Source organism: Pseudomonas sp. P5_A12, from assembly GCF_056400685.1.
In genome coordinates, this window is the sequence record NZ_JBFUKU010000086.1 from 1 (window position 1) to 19,236 (window position 19,236).

Annotated in this window: 15 protein-coding genes, 2 tRNA genes, 1 pseudogene and 1 riboswitch; of the genes and pseudogenes, 4 read left to right on the forward strand and 14 right to left on the reverse strand. The window is 58.5% G+C overall.

The window, feature by feature from the left end; all coding sequences use genetic code 11:
• Positions 1-135, forward strand: a pseudogene (locus AC1DSG_RS14070) (DNA-binding protein); the annotation flags it as partial.
• Positions 136-236: 101 nt separating this feature from the next.
• Here the strand turns inward: AC1DSG_RS14070 and mgtE are convergent.
• Positions 237-1,679 (reverse strand): magnesium transporter, encoded by a 1,443-nt coding sequence (mgtE, locus tag AC1DSG_RS14075; protein ID WP_477791432.1) that lies wholly within the window; start codon positions 1,677-1,679, stop codon positions 237-239.
• 319 nt (positions 1,680-1,998) lie between these two features.
• Here mgtE and AC1DSG_RS14080 point away from each other — a divergent pair, with 319 nt between their 5' ends.
• Positions 1,999-2,517 (forward strand): cell envelope protein SmpA, encoded by a 519-nt coding sequence (locus tag AC1DSG_RS14080; RefSeq protein ID WP_477791433.1) that lies wholly within the window; start codon positions 1,999-2,001, stop codon positions 2,515-2,517.
• A gap of 19 nt (positions 2,518-2,536) precedes the next feature.
• Here the strand turns inward: AC1DSG_RS14080 and AC1DSG_RS14085 are convergent.
• From AC1DSG_RS14085 to ltaE, 6 genes are all read right to left on the reverse strand, one after another.
• Positions 2,537-2,613, reverse strand: a tRNA-Arg gene (locus AC1DSG_RS14085).
• 107 nt (positions 2,614-2,720) lie between these two features.
• Positions 2,721-2,811, reverse strand: a tRNA-Ser gene (locus tag AC1DSG_RS14090).
• A gap of 62 nt (positions 2,812-2,873) precedes the next feature.
• Entirely contained in the window at positions 2,874-3,062 is a 189-nt protein-coding gene (gene csrA / locus AC1DSG_RS14095; RefSeq protein WP_002554426.1) for a carbon storage regulator CsrA, read from the reverse strand.
• Positions 3,063-3,249: 187 nt separating this feature from the next.
• The gene (locus tag AC1DSG_RS14100; protein ID WP_477791434.1) at positions 3,250-4,491 is read right to left on the reverse strand and encodes an aspartate kinase; all 1,242 of its coding nucleotides are present in this window, start codon (positions 4,489-4,491) and stop codon (positions 3,250-3,252) included.
• A 91-nt stretch (positions 4,492-4,582) separates the two neighbouring features.
• Positions 4,583-7,207, reverse strand: a complete 2,625-nt coding sequence (gene alaS, locus AC1DSG_RS14105) for an alanine--tRNA ligase (protein ID WP_477791435.1) — start codon at positions 7,205-7,207, stop codon at positions 4,583-4,585.
• Between the two features lie 146 nt (positions 7,208-7,353).
• The gene (gene ltaE, locus AC1DSG_RS14110; protein WP_477791436.1) at positions 7,354-8,358 is read right to left on the reverse strand and encodes a low-specificity L-threonine aldolase; all 1,005 of its coding nucleotides are present in this window, start codon (positions 8,356-8,358) and stop codon (positions 7,354-7,356) included.
• Positions 8,359-8,553: 195 nt separating this feature from the next.
• A riboswitch (FMN riboswitch) is annotated at positions 8,554-8,726 on the forward strand.
• 102 nt (positions 8,727-8,828) lie between these two features.
• On the opposite strand from ltaE, the gene AC1DSG_RS14115 reads away from it, so the two are divergent.
• Entirely contained in the window at positions 8,829-9,338 is a 510-nt protein-coding gene (locus AC1DSG_RS14115; protein WP_477791437.1) for a 6,7-dimethyl-8-ribityllumazine synthase, read from the forward strand.
• 163 nt (positions 9,339-9,501) lie between these two features.
• On the opposite strand, the gene astE is transcribed toward AC1DSG_RS14115, so the two are convergent.
• The 7 genes from astE to AC1DSG_RS14150 form a co-directional block, all read right to left on the reverse strand.
• Positions 9,502-10,512 carry a succinylglutamate desuccinylase gene (astE, locus tag AC1DSG_RS14120; RefSeq protein ID WP_477791438.1) on the reverse strand — a complete coding sequence of 337 codons (1,011 nt, stop codon included), beginning with the start codon at positions 10,510-10,512 and terminating at the stop codon, positions 9,502-9,504.
• 12 nt (positions 10,513-10,524) lie between these two features.
• On the reverse strand, positions 10,525-10,812 hold the full coding sequence (locus AC1DSG_RS14125; RefSeq protein WP_223516149.1) for a topoisomerase II: 288 nt from the start codon (positions 10,810-10,812) through the stop codon (positions 10,525-10,527).
• Positions 10,813-10,838: 26 nt separating this feature from the next.
• Positions 10,839-12,185: an N-succinylarginine dihydrolase gene (gene astB, locus AC1DSG_RS14130; protein ID WP_477791439.1), complete on the reverse strand. Its 1,347-nt coding sequence runs from the start codon at positions 12,183-12,185 to the stop codon at positions 10,839-10,841.
• Between the two features lie 161 nt (positions 12,186-12,346).
• The gene (gene astD / locus AC1DSG_RS14135) at positions 12,347-13,816 is read right to left on the reverse strand and encodes a succinylglutamate-semialdehyde dehydrogenase (RefSeq protein ID WP_477791444.1); all 1,470 of its coding nucleotides are present in this window, start codon (positions 13,814-13,816) and stop codon (positions 12,347-12,349) included.
• Positions 13,813-14,838 (reverse strand): arginine N-succinyltransferase, encoded by a 1,026-nt coding sequence (gene astA / locus AC1DSG_RS14140; RefSeq protein ID WP_477791440.1) that lies wholly within the window; start codon positions 14,836-14,838, stop codon positions 13,813-13,815. Before astA ends, astD begins: the two co-directional genes overlap by 4 nt.
• A gap of 84 nt (positions 14,839-14,922) precedes the next feature.
• The gene (gene aruF, locus AC1DSG_RS14145) at positions 14,923-15,942 is read right to left on the reverse strand and encodes an arginine/ornithine succinyltransferase subunit alpha (protein WP_477791441.1); all 1,020 of its coding nucleotides are present in this window, start codon (positions 15,940-15,942) and stop codon (positions 14,923-14,925) included.
• Positions 15,943-16,167: 225 nt separating this feature from the next.
• Positions 16,168-17,388 carry an aspartate aminotransferase family protein gene (locus AC1DSG_RS14150; protein WP_477791442.1) on the reverse strand — a complete coding sequence of 407 codons (1,221 nt, stop codon included), beginning with the start codon at positions 17,386-17,388 and terminating at the stop codon, positions 16,168-16,170.
• Between the two features lie 286 nt (positions 17,389-17,674).
• Here AC1DSG_RS14150 and AC1DSG_RS14155 point away from each other — a divergent pair.
• Positions 17,675-19,236 (forward strand): dermonecrotic toxin domain-containing protein (locus AC1DSG_RS14155; RefSeq protein ID WP_477791443.1); only part of this gene is annotated, 1,562 nt, incomplete at its 3' end.

Genomic DNA, 19,236 nt, shown 5'->3' on the forward strand with positions numbered 1-19,236 from the left:
CGCCTGGACAGCCCGGAGCTGTCATTGCACGAACGCGAATTGCTGCAACGTTTCCGTCAACTTTCCCACCGCCAGCAAAACGCACTTGTTTCGCTGATCGCCCATGATGCTGAGTTGACCGCAGACGCTTCCTGATTCACCCCGAAAGCTCAAGCCAGCATAATCGCTGGCTTTTTTTTGACTGAAATTTGGCGAAAAAAAACCCGCCGATGGGCGGGTTTCTAACAGCGGGCAAATCAGAGCAGGAAAATCGTCGCCAGCCCGAGGAAGATGAAGAAGCCGCCGCTGTCGGTCATGGCGGTGATCATCACACTCGCGCCCATCGCCGGGTCGCGTCCAAGCCGCGCCAGGGTCATCGGAATCAACACCCCCATCAATGCCGCCAGCAACAGGTTGAGCGTCATGGCGGCAGTCATGACCACGCCAAGGGACCAACTGCCGTACAGCATGTAAGCCACCGCCCCAATCACTCCGCCCCAGACCAGACCATTGATCAAACCGACCGCCAGCTCTTTGCGCATCAGGCGCGAAGTGTTACCGGTACTCACCTGATCCAGCGCCATGGCCCGAACGATCATGGTGATGGTCTGGTTACCGGAGTTGCCACCGATACCGGCCACGATCGGCATCAACGCCGCCAGCGCGACCAGTTTTTCGATGGAGCCTTCAAACAGGCCGATCACCCGGGATGCAATAAACGCGGTAATCAGGTTGACCGCCAGCCAGGCCCAACGGTTACGCAGGGATTTCCAGACTGACGCAAAAATATCTTCTTCTTCGCGCAGACCCGCCATGTTGAGAACTTCGTTTTCGCTCTCTTCACGAATCAGGTCGACCATTTCATCGATGGTCAGACGACCGATCAGCTTGCCGTTCTTGTCGACCACGGGCGCCGAGATCAAGTCGTAACGTTCGAACGCCTGGGCAGCGTCGTAGGCGTCCTCGTCCGGGTGAAAACTCACCGGATCACTGGCYATGACTTCCGAAACCTGTTTTTCCGGATCGTTGACCAGCAGACGCTTGATCGGCAGCACGCCCTTGAGCACGCCGTCATAGTCGACCACAAACAATTTGTCGGTATGGCCTGGCAGCTCTTTGAGGCGACGCAGGTAACGCAGAACCACTTCGAGGCTGACATCCTCACGGATGGTCACCATCTCGAAGTCCATCAGCGCACCGACCTGCTCCTCGTCATAGGACAACGCGGAGCGAACGCGCTCACGCTGTTGACCATCGAGAGTTTCCATCAGCTCGTGGACGACGTCTCGCGGCAGCTCGGAAGCCAGGTCAGCCAGTTCGTCAGCGTCCATGTCCTTGGCCGCAGCCAAGAGCTCGTGATCGTCCATGTCGGCGATCAGGGTTTCGCGGACCGAATCGGAAACTTCGAGCAGGATGTCGCCGTCTCGATCCGCCTTGACCAATTGCCAAAGCGTCAGACGATCGTGCAGCGGCAGCGCTTCAAGTATGTAGGCGACGTCGGCGGAGTGCAGATCATCGAGCTTGCGTTGCAGCTCGACGAGATTTTGCCGGTGAACCAGGTTCTCGACCCGATCGTGATGCGGACCTTCCTGGCGATGAGTCAGGTCTTCGATGACCCGCTGCCGCTGCAACAGCTCAACAACTTGAGCGAGGCGGTCCTGCAGGCTTTCTTGCGTTTTCTTTACTTCAACTTCAGACATAGGCGAACTCCACTCCCAGCAGCGGGGCACGCCGGAAGGATCAATCAGTCAATTCATGATTGGTAAAACGGGGTACTGAGTAACTACTGGGTAAGTCCATGGAGGTATTCCACAAGCCCCGGCGGGGCTGACGGGCGCAATGATACACCGCCCGACGGTTTTAAACGTTAAAAAATCGTGGCTGAAACAAGCGCTTGCAAGACAAACCTGAGCGCTACCTTATCTATTCAATTGCGACGACTCATTCTGAAAAGAAAACACACCGTCCTCGAAAAATGTAGCAGCTACCCTTGATATCGACCGTCATGGAGGACGTCAAATGCCACCGTTTGCATACTATTTTTTGTTGACCGCCCTGCTCTGCCTGCCACCTCGACTGCAGGCAGGGACTGTTCACCGATGTGAAGCCCCCAATGGGCAGGTGACATTCACCACCTTGAGTTGCACGGCCGGAGAGCGCCTGTCTTTGCAGGATGTGCGCACGTTCACACCCGGCAGCACGGTGGCGCTCATGCCAAGCGCCGACACAGGCGAAACATCAGACAAGAAAAACAAAAGGAGAGCGCCGACCATCGTGGGTCAGGCCGAGGACAAATGCGGGAACCTGATCAGCGCCAAGGAACGACGCACAGCGATCATCAATCAACGAATCGTCGCAGGCATGAGCCAGCAGGACGTTGAGAGCGCTCTCGGCAAGCCAGACAAGATCAGTATCAGGAATTCAGCGACGACCTACCGTTACGACACCAAGCGAGGTCGTAGCGCACACGTCGAGTTCGATGAGAAAGGATGCACGAAAGGAAAAGCCAAACTCCAGACGGCAAAAAGCCCGCGTTAAACGCGGGCTTTTTGTTGTTTGGTGCACTCGACAGGATTCGAACCTGTGACCGCTCGGTTCGTAGCCGAGTACTCTATCCAGCTGAGCTACGAGTGCATTTGTGTTTTTACATTATAGGCCGTCTAATCTCTATGTCAAACACTTTTTCTAGTAATTTCAACAACTTACCGAAGAAGCCAGATTACAACGTACTACGCAAATAATGGCGGAGAACGGGGGATTCGAACCCCCGACACCCTTTTGAGGTGTACTCCCTTAGCAGGGGAGCGCCTTCGGCCACTCGGCCAGCTCTCCGCAACACGGGGCGTATCTTAACCAACCTTTTCCCCGTTTGCAAACATAAAAAACGATAAAAATTAATGGCTTGGTTCTTCGTCCTTCTCTTTCTTTATACGCAGGTAAATTTCTTCACGGTGCACAGCAACCTCTTTCGGGGCGTTCACACCGATACGCACTTGATTTCCTTTGACGCCGAGCACGGTCACGGTGATTTCGCCATCACCAATAATCAGGCTTTCTGCGCACCGYCGGGTCAGAATCAGCATACCTTTCTCCTAACGCATTTCATTTCAGGGACAACAGTCTGCAAAAAAAAGGCACTCGACCCACAACCAGAATGATCGCAGCCCTACATGCCTGAGTATTGACCAGCGCGAGCAAAAGAACAGTCTTGGGTCACGCTATTCAAAAAAAACGAAGGGCGCGGTCAGACCGCGCCCTTCGGCAAACGCATCACTCGCCCTGTCGGACCGGCGCGTCCAGTTCGAAAGCCGTGTGCAGAGCGCGCACAGCCAGTTCCAGGTACTTCTCTTCGATCACGACGGAGACTTTGATTTCCGACGTCGAGATCATCTGGATGTTGATGGTTTCCTTGGCCAGTGCTTCGAACATGCGGCTGGCGACGCCTGCGTGGGAGCGCATGCCAACGCCGACGATCGAGACCTTGGCGATCTTGGTATCGCCGATGACTTCACGGGCACCCAGCTCGCCAGCGGTTTTTTCCAGCACGGTTTGCGCCGCCTGGTAGTCGTTGCGGTGCACGGTGAAGGTGAAGTCGGTGGTGTTATCGTGCGCAACGTTCTGCACGATCATGTCGACTTCGATGTTCGCGGCACTGATCGGGCCGAGAATCTTGAAGGCAACGCCCGGGATGTCTGGCACGCCACGGATGGTCAGCTTGGCTTCATCGCGGTTGAAAGCGATACCGGAAATGATCGGCTGTTCCATGGTTTCCTCTTCATCAATAGTAATGAGGGTGCCCGGACCCTCCTTGAAGCTGTGCAGTACGCGCAGCGGAACGTTGTACTTGCCGGCGAACTCGACCGCACGGATCTGCAACACCTTGGAACCGAGGCTGGCCATTTCCAGCATCTCTTCGAAGGTAATCTTGTCCAGGCGCTGGGCCACGGCCACCACACGCGGGTCGGTGGTGTAGACACCATCGACGTCGGTGTAGATCTGGCATTCATCAGCCTTCAAGGCTGCTGCCAGTGCCACGCCGGTGGTGTCGGAACCGCCACGACCGAGGGTGGTAATGTTGCCGTGCTCGTCGACGCCCTGGAAACCGGCGACAACCACCACGCGACCTGCTTTCAGATCACCACGAATCTTCTGGTCATCAATCTGCAAAATACGCGCTTTATTGTGCGCGCTGTCGGTCAGGATCCGTACCTGGTTACCGGTGTAGGACACCGCAGGCACGCCACGCTTGATCAGCGCCATGGCCAACAGCGCAATCGTCACCTGCTCACCGGTGGAGACGATCACGTCCAGCTCGCGAGGAACTGGTTGGTCGCCGCCACTGATTTGCTTGGCCAGATCGATCAGACGGTTGGTTTCGCCGCTCATTGCAGACAGTACAACCACCAGGTCATCGCCGGCATCGCGGAATTTCTTAACCTTGTCGGCGACCTGCTCGATTCTCTCGACAGTGCCGACCGAGGTGCCTCCAAATTTCTGTACGATCAAAGCCATTTCAAAGCCGCCTCTGCCCATGAAGGGCGCCCAAATTATCACTCAAACAGCGTTCTGGCCCGCGACTAGACCGCGAGCCAGAAGCACTGCCTTATAAACCCTGCTCTACAAATGGAACGGTCAGGGCCAATGCTGCATCCAGAGCGCCGGCGTCTGTACCGCCACCCTGCGCCATGTCTGGACGACCACCGCCCTTCCCGCCCACTGCCGCAGCGGCTTGCTTCATCAAATCACCGGCTTTGAGTTGGCCAGTCAGGTCTTTGGTCACGCCTGCAACCAGCACGACCTTTTCCTCATGGACACTGCCGAGCAGGATCACTGCGCGGCCGAGTTTGTTTTTCAGTTGATCGACCAGCGCCAACAGCGCCTTGCCATCCTGACCGTCCAGACGCACGGCCAGCACCTTAACGCCTTTGATGTCCAGGGCAGAGGCCGACAGATCGTCGCCCGCCGCACTGGCAGCCTTGGCTTGCAACTGCTCGAGTTGCTTCTCCAGCAGACGGTTGCGCTCCAGCACAGCCGACAGCTTGTCGATCAGGTTGTCGCGGCTACCTTTTACCAGGTTGGCCGCTTCCTTGAGTTGTTCTTCAGCAGCGTTCAAGTAGGCCAGCGCCGCAGCACCGGTGACTGCCTCTATACGACGTACGCCCGACGCCACACCGCCTTCGCTGATGATTTTCAGCAGACCGATGTCGCCGGTACGGTTGGCGTGGATACCACCACACAGCTCAACCGAGAAATCGCCGCCCATGCTCAGCACGCGTACGTTGTCGCCGTACTTCTCGCCGAACAGCGCCATGGCGCCTTTTTGCTTGGCGGTTTCGATGTCGGTTTCTTCGGTTTCAACGGCGGAGTTCTTGCGAATCTCGGCGTTGACGATGTCTTCCAGCGCCTTCAACTGCTCAGGCTTGATAGCTTCGAAGTGGCTGAAGTCAAAGCGCAGGCGCTGACTGTCGACCAACGAGCCTTTCTGCTGGACGTGATCGCCCAGCACTTGACGCAATGCAGCGTGCAGCAAGTGAGTCGCCGAGTGGTTCAGCGAAGTCGCGTGGCGCACATCAGCTTCGACGTGAGCTTCCACAGGGGCGCCGATCACCAAACTGCCCGAGGCCAGTACGCCGTGGTGCAGGAACGCGCCACCGGTCTTGGTGGTGTCACGCACGTCGAAACGCGAAGCGCCAGCTTGCAAGTAACCGCAGTCACCCACCTGACCGCCCGACTCAGCGTAGAAAGGCGTCTGGTTCAGGACGATCACRCCCTCTTCACCTTCGCTCAATACATCGACCGCTTGACCATCTTTATACAGACCGACAATTTTTGCCGAACCGCTGGTCGCCTTGTAACCGGTAAATTCGGTGGCCACATCAACCTTGACCAGGCTGTTGTAGTCCATGCCGAAGGAACTGGCAGAACGGGCACGGACGCGCTGGGCTTCCATTTCACGCTCAAAACCTTCTTCATCGATGGTCAGGCTACGCTCGCGAGCGATGTCGCCGGTCAGGTCCATCGGGAAGCCGTAGGTGTCGTAGAGTTTGAACACTACGTCGCCCGGTACCACGTCGCCTTTGAGGTCAGCCAGATCCTGTTCGAGGATTTTAAGGCCCTGCTCCAGGGTTTTGGCGAATTGCTCTTCTTCAGCTTTCAGAACGCGCTCGATGTGCGCCTGCTGGGATTTCAGCTCAGGGAAGGCTTCGCCCATCTCGGCGACCAGGGCCGCAACGATCTGGTAGAAGAAGCTACCTTTGGCGCCCAGTTTGTTGCCGTGACGGCAAGCGCGACGAATGATCCGGCGCAGTACATAGCCGCGACCTTCGTTGGACGGCAGCACACCGTCGGCAATCAGGAAACCGCAGGAGCGAATGTGGTCAGCCACGACTTTCAGGGAAGCCTGAGCATCGTTGGTGCAACCGATGGCCTTGGCCGAAGCGATCAGCAGGCTCTGGAACAAGTCGATTTCATAGTTCGAGTGAACGTGCTGCAGCACGGCACTGATCCGCTCCAGACCCATGCCGGTGTCGACCGATGGTGCTGGCAGCGGGTGCAACACGCCATCGGCGGTGCGGTTGAACTGCATGAACACGTTGTTCCAGATTTCGATGTAACGGTCACCGTCTTCTTCCGGCGAACCCGGTGGGCCGCCCCAGATGTCGGCGCCGTGATCGTAGAAAATCTCGGTGCAAGGGCCGCACGGGCCGGTATCGCCCATGGTCCAGAAGTTGTCGGACGCGTACGGTGCGCCCTTGTTATCGCCGATACGAACCATGCGCTCGGCTGGCACACCAATTTCCTTGGTCCAGATGTCGTACGCCTCGTCATCGCTGGCGTAGACGGTAACCCAGAGTTTTTCCTTTGGCAGGTTCAACCACTGGTCGGACGTCAGGAAGTTCCAGGCATAGGTGATAGCGTCACGCTTGAAATAATCACCGAAGCTGAAGTTGCCCAGCATTTCGAAGAAGGTGTGGTGACGGGCGGTATAACCGACGTTTTCCAGGTCGTTGTGCTTGCCGCCGGCGCGCACGCATTTCTGGCTGCTGACCGCGCGGGTGTACRCGCGTTTTTCCTGGCCCAGGAAGCAGTCCTTGAACTGGTTCATCCCCGCGTTAGTGAACAGCAGGGTTGGGTCGTTGCCCGGAATCAAAGAGCTGGAGGCTACACGGGTGTGGCCTTGCTCTTCGAAGAAGCGAAGGAAGGCTTCACGGATTTCTGCGCTTTTCATTAGGTTCTTCCACGGAGGCTGCGGCCAAAGGCCTGTTCGAAACGTCAACAGACGAAGCGACGGCAAAGGGCCGCATTATATCGGCCCAGCGCGCGGGGTACAGCGTGTTTATACGATAGAAACAGTCAATTGGAGCGCTAACGCTATCACTTGCGCGAAAAGTCGACGAATGCCGCGACGACCTGCTCGATTTGCTCACGACTGACGTCCATGTGCGTGACCATACGCAGACGCCCTGCCGCACTCAACTTGATCCCGCGCTCGGCGGCGAWCGTCTTGATCGCTTCGGCCTTATCGCCCATCTGCGCGTAAACCATGTTGGTCTGCACCGGTTCGACGTCATAACCCGCCGCACGCAAGCCTTCGGCCAGGAATTGTGCATTGGCATGGTCATCGGCCAGACGCTGGACATTGTTATCCAGGGCATACAAACCCGCCGCGGCCAGAAGCCCGGCCTGACGCATGCCGCCCCCGACCATTTTGCGCAAGCGGCGTGCCTTGCCGATCAACTCGACCGAGCCGCACAGTACCGAACCCACTGGCGCACCCAGGCCTTTGGACAGGCAGACCGAAACGGAATCGAAGTGCTGAGTGATTTCCCTGGCATCAACACCCAGTTTGACGGCTGCGTTGTATAGCCGTGCGCCGTCCAGGTGCAGCTGCAACCCATGCTCACGGGTAAAGCTTCGCGCCCGCGCCAGATACTCAAGCGGTAGCACTTTGCCTTGCATGGTGTTTTCCAGCGCCAGCAAACGGGTGCGGGCGAAGTGGAAATCATCCGGCTTAATCGCTGCGGCAACATGAGCCAGGTCCAACGAACCATCGGCCTGTACTTCCAGCGGCTGCGGCTGGACCGAACCGAGCACCGCCGCTCCACCACCTTCGTACTTATAAGTGTGAGCCTGCTGGCCAACAATATATTCATCACCGCGTTCGCAATGCGCCATCAAACCCAGCAAGTTGCTCATAGTGCCCGTCGGTACGAACAGCGCAGCGGCGAAGCCAAGTCGTTGTGCCAGTTCGGCTTCCAGACCGTTGACCGTCGGGTCTTCACCATAAACGTCGTCACCGGTGGCCGCTTTGGCCATCGCGTCGAGCATCCCGACGGAGGGTTGGGTGACGGTGTCGCTACGAAGATCGATAACGCTCATGAATCTGGCCTCGGCAAGCAGGGGAAATCCCTTCCAGTCAGGAATTACTGCGGGCATGACAACGAATAATCAACCCTTGAGCGGGAAAAGGCCGCTCAAGCCAGCGAAAAAGTCGATAGCAATCATCAGATAGCAGCGATGCGCAGGCAGGAAATATGTGTTAAAAACGCTGCGCCGCCAGACATTCTGACGGCAAAACGTTCTCAGGGCGGGGTGCAACTCCCCACCGGCGGTAATTGCGCGCAACGCGCATAGCCCGCGAGCGCTTGGCGACAGGCACGGCAAATGGCTGTGTATGACGACAAGGTCAGCAGACCCGGTGTGATCCCGGGGCCGACGGTCATAGTCCGGATGAAGAGAGAACGGGATTGACGCCAAAGGGCCGTCCGCAGGTATTCGTGCAAGCGTGCGCACCCTTAAATCCCCTTCGATTCATATGCCCTGTTTTATACATAAACAGGAGTCAGAACATGCAACCCACCGCAATCGATAGCAAAAGCAAAAACCATCAGGGCGAGCGCGTTGCGTTCATCCAGGCCTGCTGGCACAAGGAAATCGTCGACCAGAGCCGCAAAGGCTTCGTGGCCGAAATGATTGCTCAGGGTTATCAGGAATCGGAAATCGACTTTTTCGAAGTCGGCGGCGCCTTTGAAATGCCCCTGCACGCCAAGCTGCTGGCCAAGACCGGACGTTATTCCGGCATCGTCGCGGCAGCCTTGGTCGTTGATGGCGGGATCTACCGTCACGAATTCGTCGCGCAGTCGGTGGTCAGTGGCCTGATGCAGGTGCAACTGGAAACCGAAGTGCCAGTGTTCTCGGTATCCCTGACCCCGCACCACTTCCATGCCGGTGAAGAGCACCAGAAGTTCTTCTTCGAGCATTTTCTGCATAAAGGCCAGGAAGCGGCGAAGACGTGTGCGGATACGCTGCACAAGATGCGTGCGCTGCGTCGTAGTGAGCCGCGTGCGGTAGYGGTCTAAAACACCTAAGGCTTGAGTGAAGTCTTTTGGCTTCACTCAAATCAACTGTGGGAGCGAGACCGGCTTGCCGGCGAAAGCGGTTTAACATTCAACGGTGATGTTGTTTGTTATGCAGCCTTCGCCGGCAAGCCGGTCTCGCTCCCACATTAGTTATGCGTTGATCTCAGACCAGGTTTTCGTCGGTGGCTGGCACGACCAGAATGCCGGCGCGCAAGCCATTCTTCACCTTGGGGTTCGGGAAGATGATCCGGGCGCCCTCTTCTTCGATGATCCAGCGGGTATTGGCGATGTCTTCCGCCAGCAGGTAACCCACGTCCAGCTCGGAAAAGTTCTCGATGTCCGCCGGAAGGTTCAAGCGGAAGCTATCGCTGTGCTTGATGATTTCCCGCGCCACGCTGTAAAGCTGCAAACCGTCCAGCGCCGAGTCAGTCAGTTCCGGTTCGGTGCCTTCGATGATCTGTTTCAGGCGGGTTTCCAGCAGGGAAACGTTGACTCCGGCGTTCTGCCCGAACGGCCGAGCCTTACCCAGTTCAAGGGTGAAGGACTCGGCGCCCAGCTTGTCGTAGGTGTAGGAACTGAAGACGATGGATGGCTTGTTCTGCAACAACACTGCCTCCATGCCGGCAGCACGCAGGCGCGCCAGTTCCTGACGCGAATGCTGACGACCTTCCTTCCAGGKGTACAAGGCGAACTGCTCGATTTTCGAGCCGCGAATCGCGGTGTGCAGGTCATAGTGCAGACGCTGGCGATCCGGCAGGCTGAAAAAAACCGCCGCCAGCCGCTCCAGCTCACAAGCGCGCAAGGCTTCTGAACCGCTGCTCTGTTCGTGACGGCCATTGAACAGCCGATTGACGTCCTGTTCGATGAAGCGCTCACCTTTACGGATCGCGTCGGGGTTACCGAACAGAAACAGAATTCGTGCGCGTGGTTTCAAGTCGCCACGAGCGATGTCATGCAACAGGCGATCAAGCAACTCGATCGGCGCTGTTTCGTTGCCGTGGATACCGGCCGACAGCAGCAGGTCCAGGCCATTGTCGCGAGCGTCAGGTGGCCGGACTTCCAGCGCACCTTCGCTCAACCAGCGCATCCGCACGCCTTCGACAGTCAGTTGAGTCTTCTCCGCCGGTTCACGGCCGGCGAGGGTCAGTTCAAGCAGTTTGCCGAGGGCGAGCATAGAGCGGTTTCCTTAGTGGTCGTGTGCGCAATCCGGGCCGTGCTCGTGGTCTTCGTCACCGACTTCAGCCGGTTCCATTTCCAGTTGCAGACTTACCAGATTAGTCGCCAATGGGCGCAGCAGCAGGTTAGCGTATTCCGCATCGCCTTCTTCAACGTCCACACCGATCAGCAGTTGGCCGCGGCCATCGTGCTGGATCCACAGCTCTTTGCCTTGCCACATGACCGCGACGCGGGTGCAGGAAGTTTCCAGTTGCGTGCCGTCGGTGTCTTCAAGGATCAGCTGCAGGGTATCGCTCATGTTTTTTACGCTCTCGTTTGAGACTTTCAATTGATCTGGAATGGATAAACCGCGCCCAGTTTAAGGATTTGCGTCAGTTCATCCAGTGCCGTCCGGCACTCAAGCAGCAATTGCGGGTCCGCAAGATCGTTTTCGGTCATGCGGTCGCGGTAGTGCTTGTCGACCCATTCGGTCAACGTGCCGTACAACGGTGCCGTCATGATAACCCCTGGGTTGACCGCCGCCAGTTCGGTTTCATTCAGTGCGACGCGCAGTCGCAGGCAAGCCGGGCCACCGCCGTTCTGCATGCTTTGCTTCAAATCGAACACTTTCACTTCGCGGATCAGGCCGCCGGAGCTGGTCAAACCTTGCAGGTATTGCCAGACACGCTCGTTGCCACGGCACTCTTCCGGCACGATCAACAGCATCGAACCGTCAGGACGCGACAGCAGTTGGCTATTGAACAGGTAGGAACGAACGGCGTCTTCGACGGTTACCGCGGAACGCGGTACACAGACTGACTGAAATTTCCCACCGACTTTGGCGAGTTTGCTTTGCAGTTCGGCGAGCATCTGTTCGGTGTCGAGGAACGCGTCCTCGTGATAGAACAACACCTCACCGTTACCCACGGCGATCACGTCATTGTGGAATACACCCTGATCGATCACCGACGGATTTTGCTGTGCGTAGACAACGCCGTCTTCGCTCAGGCCGTGCAAGCGGACAACGGCCTGGGAGGCTTCCAGCGTCTGGCGCGCCGGGTATTTCTGCGGTGCCGGATAACGGGTGTCGAAAGCGCTACGACCGAATACGAAGAACTCGACGCCCGCTTCACCGTATTCACGGCAGAAACGGGTGTGGTTGGCGGCGCCTTCGTCACCGAACTGCGCCACAGCCGGCAAGGCCGCGTGATGCGCAAAGTGCTGCTGATCGGCGAACATGGCGCCCAGCACGCGGCTGGTGGTCGGGTGTTCGATGCTGCGGTGGTATTTGCAGTTGAGGTTGGCGGCGGTGAAATGCACGCGGCCATCCGCGGTGTCAGCACTTGGGCTGACCGTAGCTGCGTTGGCCACCCACATGCTCGACGCTGAGCAACTGGCGACCAGCAACGGCATAGCGTCTTTAGCGGCTTTCTCGATCACTTGCGCATCGGTGCCGCTGAAACCCAAACGCCGCAGTGAGGCCACGTCCGGACGTTCTTGCGGCGCCAGCACACCTTGCTGAAAGCCCATTTCCATCAGCGCTTTCATTTTCGCCAGGCCTTGCAGCGCAGCTTCCTTCGGGTTCGAGGACTGCTGGCTGTTGCTCTGGGACGCGACGTTGCCGTAGGACAACCCGCCGTAGTTATGGGTCGGCCCCACTAGACCGTCAAAATTGACTTCATAGGATTTCATCAGCGAGGCTCCACGAGAATCTGTTGTTATAGGCTTCAGTAACTAGATTTGAGACCGAGGCGCGGCCTTCGCCAGCAGGCTGGCTCCCACGGTGATTGCGTCGTACACAAAGTGTGTGAACACCACCGAACCTGTGGGAGCCAGCCTGCTGGCGATGGGCATCACGCCATCTTCACGCCAGGCGTCAAAGCTGCAGGCAACACCAGGCTCGGCGTTTCCAGCGAGGCCACCGGGTACGCGCAGTAATCTGCGGCGTAGTAGGCGCTTGCGCGATGGTTACCCGAGGCGCCGACGCCGCCGAATGGCGCGCTGCTCGCGGCACCGGTCAGCTGCTTGTTCCAGTTGACGATACCGGCGCGGCTTTCCAGCCAGAACTGCTGATAACGCGCTTCGGAATCCGACAGCAAACCGGCCGCCAGGCCATAGTCGGTGTCGTTGGCTTCGGCGATCGCGGCTTCAAAATCTGCGTAGCGGATCACTTGCAGCAACGGGCCGAACAGCTCTTCGTCAGGACGATCAGCCACAGCCGTCACGTCCAGAATGCCTGGAGTCAGCAACGCGGCTTGCGCCTGCGGCTGAGTCATTTCCAGTAAGGCCACTGCGCCATTGGCCAGCAAGTGTTCCTGCGCATCCATCAGCGCTTTCGCTGCGCCAAGGGAAATGACCGACCCCATGAAAGGAGCCGGCTGCTGATCAAACGCACCGACTTCAATCGTCGCGCAGACCGCCACCAGACGCGCCAGCAGCGTGTCGCCCCAGACACCCTGCGGCACCAGCAGACGGCGTGCACAGGTGCAACGCTGACCGGCAGAAATAAAGGCCGACTGGATGATGGTGTAAACAGCGGCATCGAGGTCCGCCACTTCATCGACCACCAGCGGGTTGTTGCCGCCCATTTCCAGCGCCAGGATCTTGTCTGGGCGACCAGCGAATTGCTGATGCAAATGGTTGCCCGTGCGGCTGGAACCGGTGAAGAACAGGCCGTCAATGCCCGGGTTCGCCGCCAGGGCGATACCGGTCTCGCGAGCGCCTTGCAGCAGGTTCAACACGCCTGCCGGCAAGCCGGCTTCGATCCAGCATTTAACCGTCAGCTCGGCGACTTTCGGGGTCAGCTCACTCGGCTTGAACAGCACGCTGTTACCGGCCAGCAGTGCCGGCACGATGTGACCGTTCGGCAAGTGGCCAGGGAAATTGTAAGGACCGAACACAGCCACCACGCCATGTGGCTTGTGGCGCAGTACCGCAGTGGCGTCGCCCAGAGGGCCGCTCTTCTCGCCGGTACGTTCGCGGTAGCTCTGCACCGAAATCGCGATCTTGTTGACCATGCTGGTCACTTCAGTCGCCGACTCCCACAGTGGTTTGCCGGTTTCCTCACCGATGCAGTGCGCCAGTTCGTCAGCCTTGCTTTTCAGTGCAGCGGCAAAGGCCTCAAGCACGGTAATGCGCTCGTCCAGCGTACGACGGGCCCAGCCCGGGAATGCCTGACGCGCGGCTTGCACGGCGGATTCAACCTGAGCCGCCGTGGCGCCTTCGCCGGCCCACAGCACTTGCTGGGTCACCGGGTTCAGCGATTGGAAGGCTTCGCCTTGGCCGGCCAGCCATTCACCTGCGATATATAGCGAATTCATTATTTCGACTCCCGGGCAGCAGACAACGCAACGGCGCGCACTTGATCGCCAGCGTTGAGTTGAAGGCGTTTGGCGGTCAGCGGATCAACCACCAACGTACCGGCCGCAAGGCGCGCTGGCGCGGCAGTCATTCGGCAGTCTTCGCGCTTGCGGTTGTGAATCAGGAAAGGCGTCGCGTCGTCACCTGGCGTGCCGATGGCCAACACCAGCGCCTCGCTGTCACGTACCGCGCGGATCTTGCCGGTTTCGCACTCGACGGCCGGGCCGGCGTCGAAGATGTCGACGTAGCCCTGGTAGCTGAAACCTTCACTCTTGAGCATGGCCAGCGCTGGCTCGGTGTCCGGGTGCACCTGGCCGATGACGTTGCGCGCGTCGGGCGACAGGAAGCAGGTGTACAGCGGAAACTTCGGCATCAATTCGGCGATGAACGCCTTGTTGCCCACGCCGGTCAGGTAATCGGCCTGGCTGAATTCCATCTTGAAGAAGTGACGGCCCAGGCTTTCCCAGAACGGCGAGCGCCCGGCTTCGTCAGACACTCCGCGCATCTCGGCGATGATCTTGTTGCCGAACAGTTGCGGGAACTCGGCGATGAACAGCATCCGTGCCTTGGCCAGCATGCGGCCATTGAGGCCGGTGCGGAAATCGGCGTGCAGGAACAACGAGCACAATTCCGAGTTGCCGGTCAGGTCATTGGCCAGGAACAGCGTCGGGATCTCGCGGTAGATGTTCAGCTCTTGCGAAGCGCTGACCGTCAGGCCGACCCGGAAGTTGTACCACGGCTCGCGCAGACCGACCGCGCCGGCGATGGCGGAAATCCCCACCACACGCCCCGTGTCGTCTTCGAGTACGAACAGGTAGTCCGCATCAGCGCGCCCGGCTTCGCCGCGAAAAGTCTTCTCGGCCCAGCCGACCCGATGGGCCAGACGTTCTTCGTTGGCCGGCAAAGTGGTCAGGCCGGTGCCGGTGCTGCGGGCCAGGTCGATCAGAGCGGGTAAATCGCTGCTGCGTACGGGACGAACGATCATGCTATCTCCTCAAACGGGCCGCTTGCGCCACCCGTGAAATTTCGCTGCTTTCCAGGCATTTCTTTCTGGAAATCCAAGCCGGCGTTAAACCGCCACCAGGCGCACGCTGGCACCTTCACCGACGCCCAAGGCTTCGGCCGCTTCCAGATCCAGGGTAACGGGTTTGCCTGGCGCGTAATCGAGCTCAAGCAACACGGCGCGGTAATCCTGCAACTGGGCATTGGCCACCAGGTACTGACGACCGGCACCTTTGACCGGCTCACCGATTTTCACCGGCACAACGCGGCTCTGGGCGATCGAACGGATCCCCGTCACACGTGCGTGCAAGGTCGGACCGCCGTCGAAAATGTCGATGTAGTGATCGGTCTCAAAACCTTCACGCATCAGGATGTCGAAGGTGATCTGCGCCCGTGGATGCACCTGGCCCATCGCCTCTTGAGCGGAGTCCGGTAGCAGCGGCACATAGATAGGGTAATGCGGCATCAGCTCGGCCAGGAACGTACGGCTTTTCAGACCGCAGAGACGTTCGGCCTCAGCGTAGTTGAGGTCGAAAAAGTTGCGGCCGATGGCATCCCAGAATGGCGAGTCTCCGTTTTCATCGCTGTAGCCGACGATCTCGGTCACCACGGAATCGGCAAAGCGTTCCGGATGGCTGGCCACGAACAGCAGGCGACCACGGGAGTTGAGCTCGGCCCAAGGCGACCCCACCAGCTCGCGCTGCACGTAGAAACTGGTCAGCAAACTGTTGCCGGTCAGGTCGTGGCACTGAGAGAGCACGTGAATCTTGTTATGAATCTTCAGCTCGCGGGAAGCGTGCACGAAAGTTTCATTACGGAAGCTGTAGAACGGCTCGGAATAACCCGCCGAGGCCACGATGGCCGAGCAACCGGCCAGTTTGCCGGTGGTCGTGTCTTCGAGGACGAAGAAATAGCTCTCTTCACCGTTGAAGCTGACTTCGGCAGCAAACGAGGCTTCGCTTGCGGCGATCTTGTCGCTCAGGCGTTCAACGTCATCCGGCAAGGAAGTGACACCAATCGGGCTGTCCGCAGCCAGACGCTGTACCTCGCCCAGAYCAGCCATTTGCGCGGGGCGCATCACCAGCATGGTGTCACTCCTTAATCTCAGAACTTACAAAAGAAAAAATCCCGGGCCATCCCTGAAACAAATCAGAGTCAACTGTGGGAGCTAGCCTGCTAGCGATAGCGTCCTGTCAGGCAACAATGATGTTGGCTGTCAGGCCCTCATCGCCAGCAGGCTGGCTCCCACAGCTTGATTCGGCCCGAAACAAAAATTTGGGTTCGACGCCTGAATCAGGCGTCGAAAGGTATATCAGGCTTGAGTCAGCTTAGCGGCAGCACGTTCGAAGCGGTCCAGACCGGCATCGATGTCCGCATCTTCAACCACCAGGCTCGGCGCAAAACGCACCACGTCCGGGCCGGCTTGCAGAATCATCAGGCCTTCACGTTCGGCGGCGTTGAAGATGTCTTTGGCCTTGCCTTTCCAGGCATCGCTCAGCACACAGCCGATCAGCAGGCCCAGACCACGGACCTCAGTGAAAAGACCGTATTGCTCGCCGATCTGCTCCAGACGCACCTTGAACTTGTCGTGCTTGGCGTTGACGCCGGCCAGCACTTCAGGGGTGTTGATCACGTCGATCACGGCTTCAGCGACCGCACACGCCAGCGGGTTACCGCCGTAAGTGGTGCCGTGAGTGCCGACGACCAGATGTTTGGCCAGGTCTTCGGTGGTCAGCATGGCTGCGATCGGGAAACCGCCGCCCAGGCTCTTGGCACTGGTCAGGATGTCCGGCGTCACGCCGTAATGCTGATAGGCGAACAGCTTTCCGCTGCGACCCATACCGGTCTGCACTTCGTCGAATACCAGCAGTGCATTGTGCTCGGTACACAGATCACGAGCGCCTTGCAGGTAAGCCAGTTCAGCCGGCAATACGCCGCCCTCGCCCTGGATCGGTTCCAGAACAACGGCGCAGGTCTTGTCGGAAATGGCAGCTTTCAGCGCAGCCAGATCGTTGTACGGCACGTGGGTGATACCGGTGATTTTCGGACCGAAACCGTCGGAGTACTTCGACTGACCACCGACGTTCACGGTGAACAGGGTACGGCCGTGGAAGCTGTTCAGTGCGGCGATGATTTCGTACTTCTCGCTGCCGTAACGATCGAAGGCGACGCGACGGGCCAGCTTGAATGCAGCCTCGTTGGCTTCTGCACCAGAGTTACAGAAGAACACACGCTCGGCAAAAGTGGCGTCGATCAGCTTATGTGCCAGGCGCAGAGCCGGCTCATTGGTGAACACGTTGGAGACGTGCCACAGCTTGTTCGCCTGCTCGGTCAAGGCACCGACCAGCGCCGGGTGCGCATGGCCCAATACGTTAACGGCGATCCCGCCGGCGAAGTCGATCAGCTCGCGGCCAGACTGGTCCCAGACGCGGGAACCGGCACCACGCACGGGGATGAAAGCGGCAGGCGCGTAGTTGGGAACCATTACCTGGTCGAAATCGGCGCGTTGTACCGCAGCGTGCTCAACGGACATCGGAGTCTCCTGAAGAGGAACACTCGCCTGAAACTGGCGAGCGATGGGGGGATTGTAAGGACAGTTTTCAGCCCGGCCTTGCCGCCAAGCGACAACTTCTTATAGCGCAAACCCCGGATTCAACCGGGTTTACGGCAATGCGACATATAGCGTCGCAAAGGCGCAGTTTAAACCGCCGGCACAGGTTATAGGCAGGCTTGTCGACCAGTGCGGTAAATATGTACCGCACACAATGCATCGTCGTCTGTTTTGCTTGGGTTCAAACCAATCGCTAAGGGACTAGCGCATGAACCAAGACGATTCTGAGTTCGACACACAACTGGACACCCACTTTCATCATCTTTACCAAAACCTGCCCGCGTGGGTCATGGAGTCATCAGCCGAAACACGCAGCGCCCTGAAAAACGCCAGCCTTCAAGTGCCCCACTGGCACGCCACCGCTACACGCCTGCAACATCAGGTGTTAAAAACCTCAAGCCAGACACATTGGACCCATCGAAACCGCCTGGGCTCAAAACTGGCAAATCTGCAAAACGCTCGGGATTTTGCCGAGTCGGTTCTGACGCCCGCCCTGAAAACCCGGTTCGACCTGGATATAGACGTCAAAACCACCTTTGTGCGCCTGTATATCCCTCGGACCACGTCCTGGTTTTCAATCAAGACTGGTGCCGCCCGCACATGGACAGTGTCGCTGCTCGATGCCGCACTGCACAATTTTCAGGCGTCAGAGGCCGAGGCCGATGCTTACGAACGCGCCTCCACCTTCATCACCGCCCCCTCTCCCACTGGACAATTCGATACCCTGCCGGAGGTCTCCCGAAAAATCACGGTTCAGGGTTTTACCCGGTTGTGCCGGGAGCTGGACATCGGAGGCCAGTACAACGCCTATCTCAAAGACAACCTGGGACTGACCAACCGGGTAGCCGGCGCCGCGTTGAAGTCACAGGTCGTTAATACAAACAAAGCCGCGCTCAGGTCCGCATTGCAACTGGCCCACGTGCGCCAGGACATTCCGGACGACGCCTATAACGCGATCTTCCGTTTGTTGGAGGGCCGCGCGGCGATGCCACTGGACGGTCATCCACTCCACTGTCACGACTTGACGATGATGTCTTCATCGCTGACCGGCATTCTCATCTTCGGCGCCAAGGCGGGCCGGGCCACCCAGCCCACAAGAATAATCGCCTATATTCCGGACGACCCGGAGCATCCACTCAAGCAATACCCCGACACCGTGGCGTTCATGACCGAGCTGACCCGCAAGCTTCGCGCGCCTGCCTATCAAACCTTCTTCAGCCGCTTCGTTGATCACGCAGAACGGGGGCATTTCTTCGCTGACCTCAACAGCCGCCTGCAAACCGTGACTTGGCATCAACACGTTCATGGCGACCCGTTACCAAGCTGGCGCGAAACGCCCATCGAAAAGCCTAACCTGCAATTTTCAATGACACCGTTCAGAGCGGGGCTATGGAATCACCTGTACCAACGACAACTGAACAAAATCATCAACGATGCCAGCACGCTCGCCGTCTCCACCGCTCGCGCCGATCAAGCTGCGCGATGGGCGCTGTGGGACGCCTTCAGTAATGTCGCCTCGACAATCCTTGAGGTGGCGACGTTCGTTGCCCTGCCCTTTGTGCCGTTTCTGGGCGAGCTGATGCTGGCCTATATGGCCTACCAGCTACTCGACGAGACGTTCGAGGGGATCATTGACTGGGCGCAAGGGCTGAAAAAAGAGGCGTTCGGACATCTGATCGGCATCGTCGAAACGGCGGTTCAAGTAGGGACATTCGCAGTGGGCGGCGCCATCGCCGCCGGTACATTCAGTCGCCTCATTTCCCGCGATAC

What these genes read in the sequence shown, in the direction of transcription:
- AC1DSG_RS14080 (WP_477791433.1), top strand. Translation starts at nt 1,999, where the DNA reads ATGCCACCGTTTGCATACTATTTTTTGTTGACCGCCCTGCTCTGCCTG.
- AC1DSG_RS14100 (WP_477791434.1), bottom strand. Translation starts at nt 4,491, where the DNA reads ATGGCTTTGATCGTACAGAAATTTGGAGGCACCTCGGTCGGCACTGTC.
- AC1DSG_RS14125 (WP_223516149.1), bottom strand. Translation starts at nt 10,812, where the DNA reads ATGAGCGATACCCTGCAGCTGATCCTTGAAGACACCGACGGCACGCAA.
- astB (WP_477791439.1), bottom strand. Translation starts at nt 12,185, where the DNA reads ATGAAATCCTATGAAGTCAATTTTGACGGTCTAGTGGGGCCGACCCAT.
- astA (WP_477791440.1), bottom strand. Translation starts at nt 14,838, where the DNA reads ATGATCGTTCGTCCCGTACGCAGCAGCGATTTACCCGCTCTGATCGAC.
- AC1DSG_RS14150 (WP_477791442.1), bottom strand. Translation starts at nt 17,388, where the DNA reads ATGTCCGTTGAGCACGCTGCGGTACAACGCGCCGATTTCGACCAGGTA.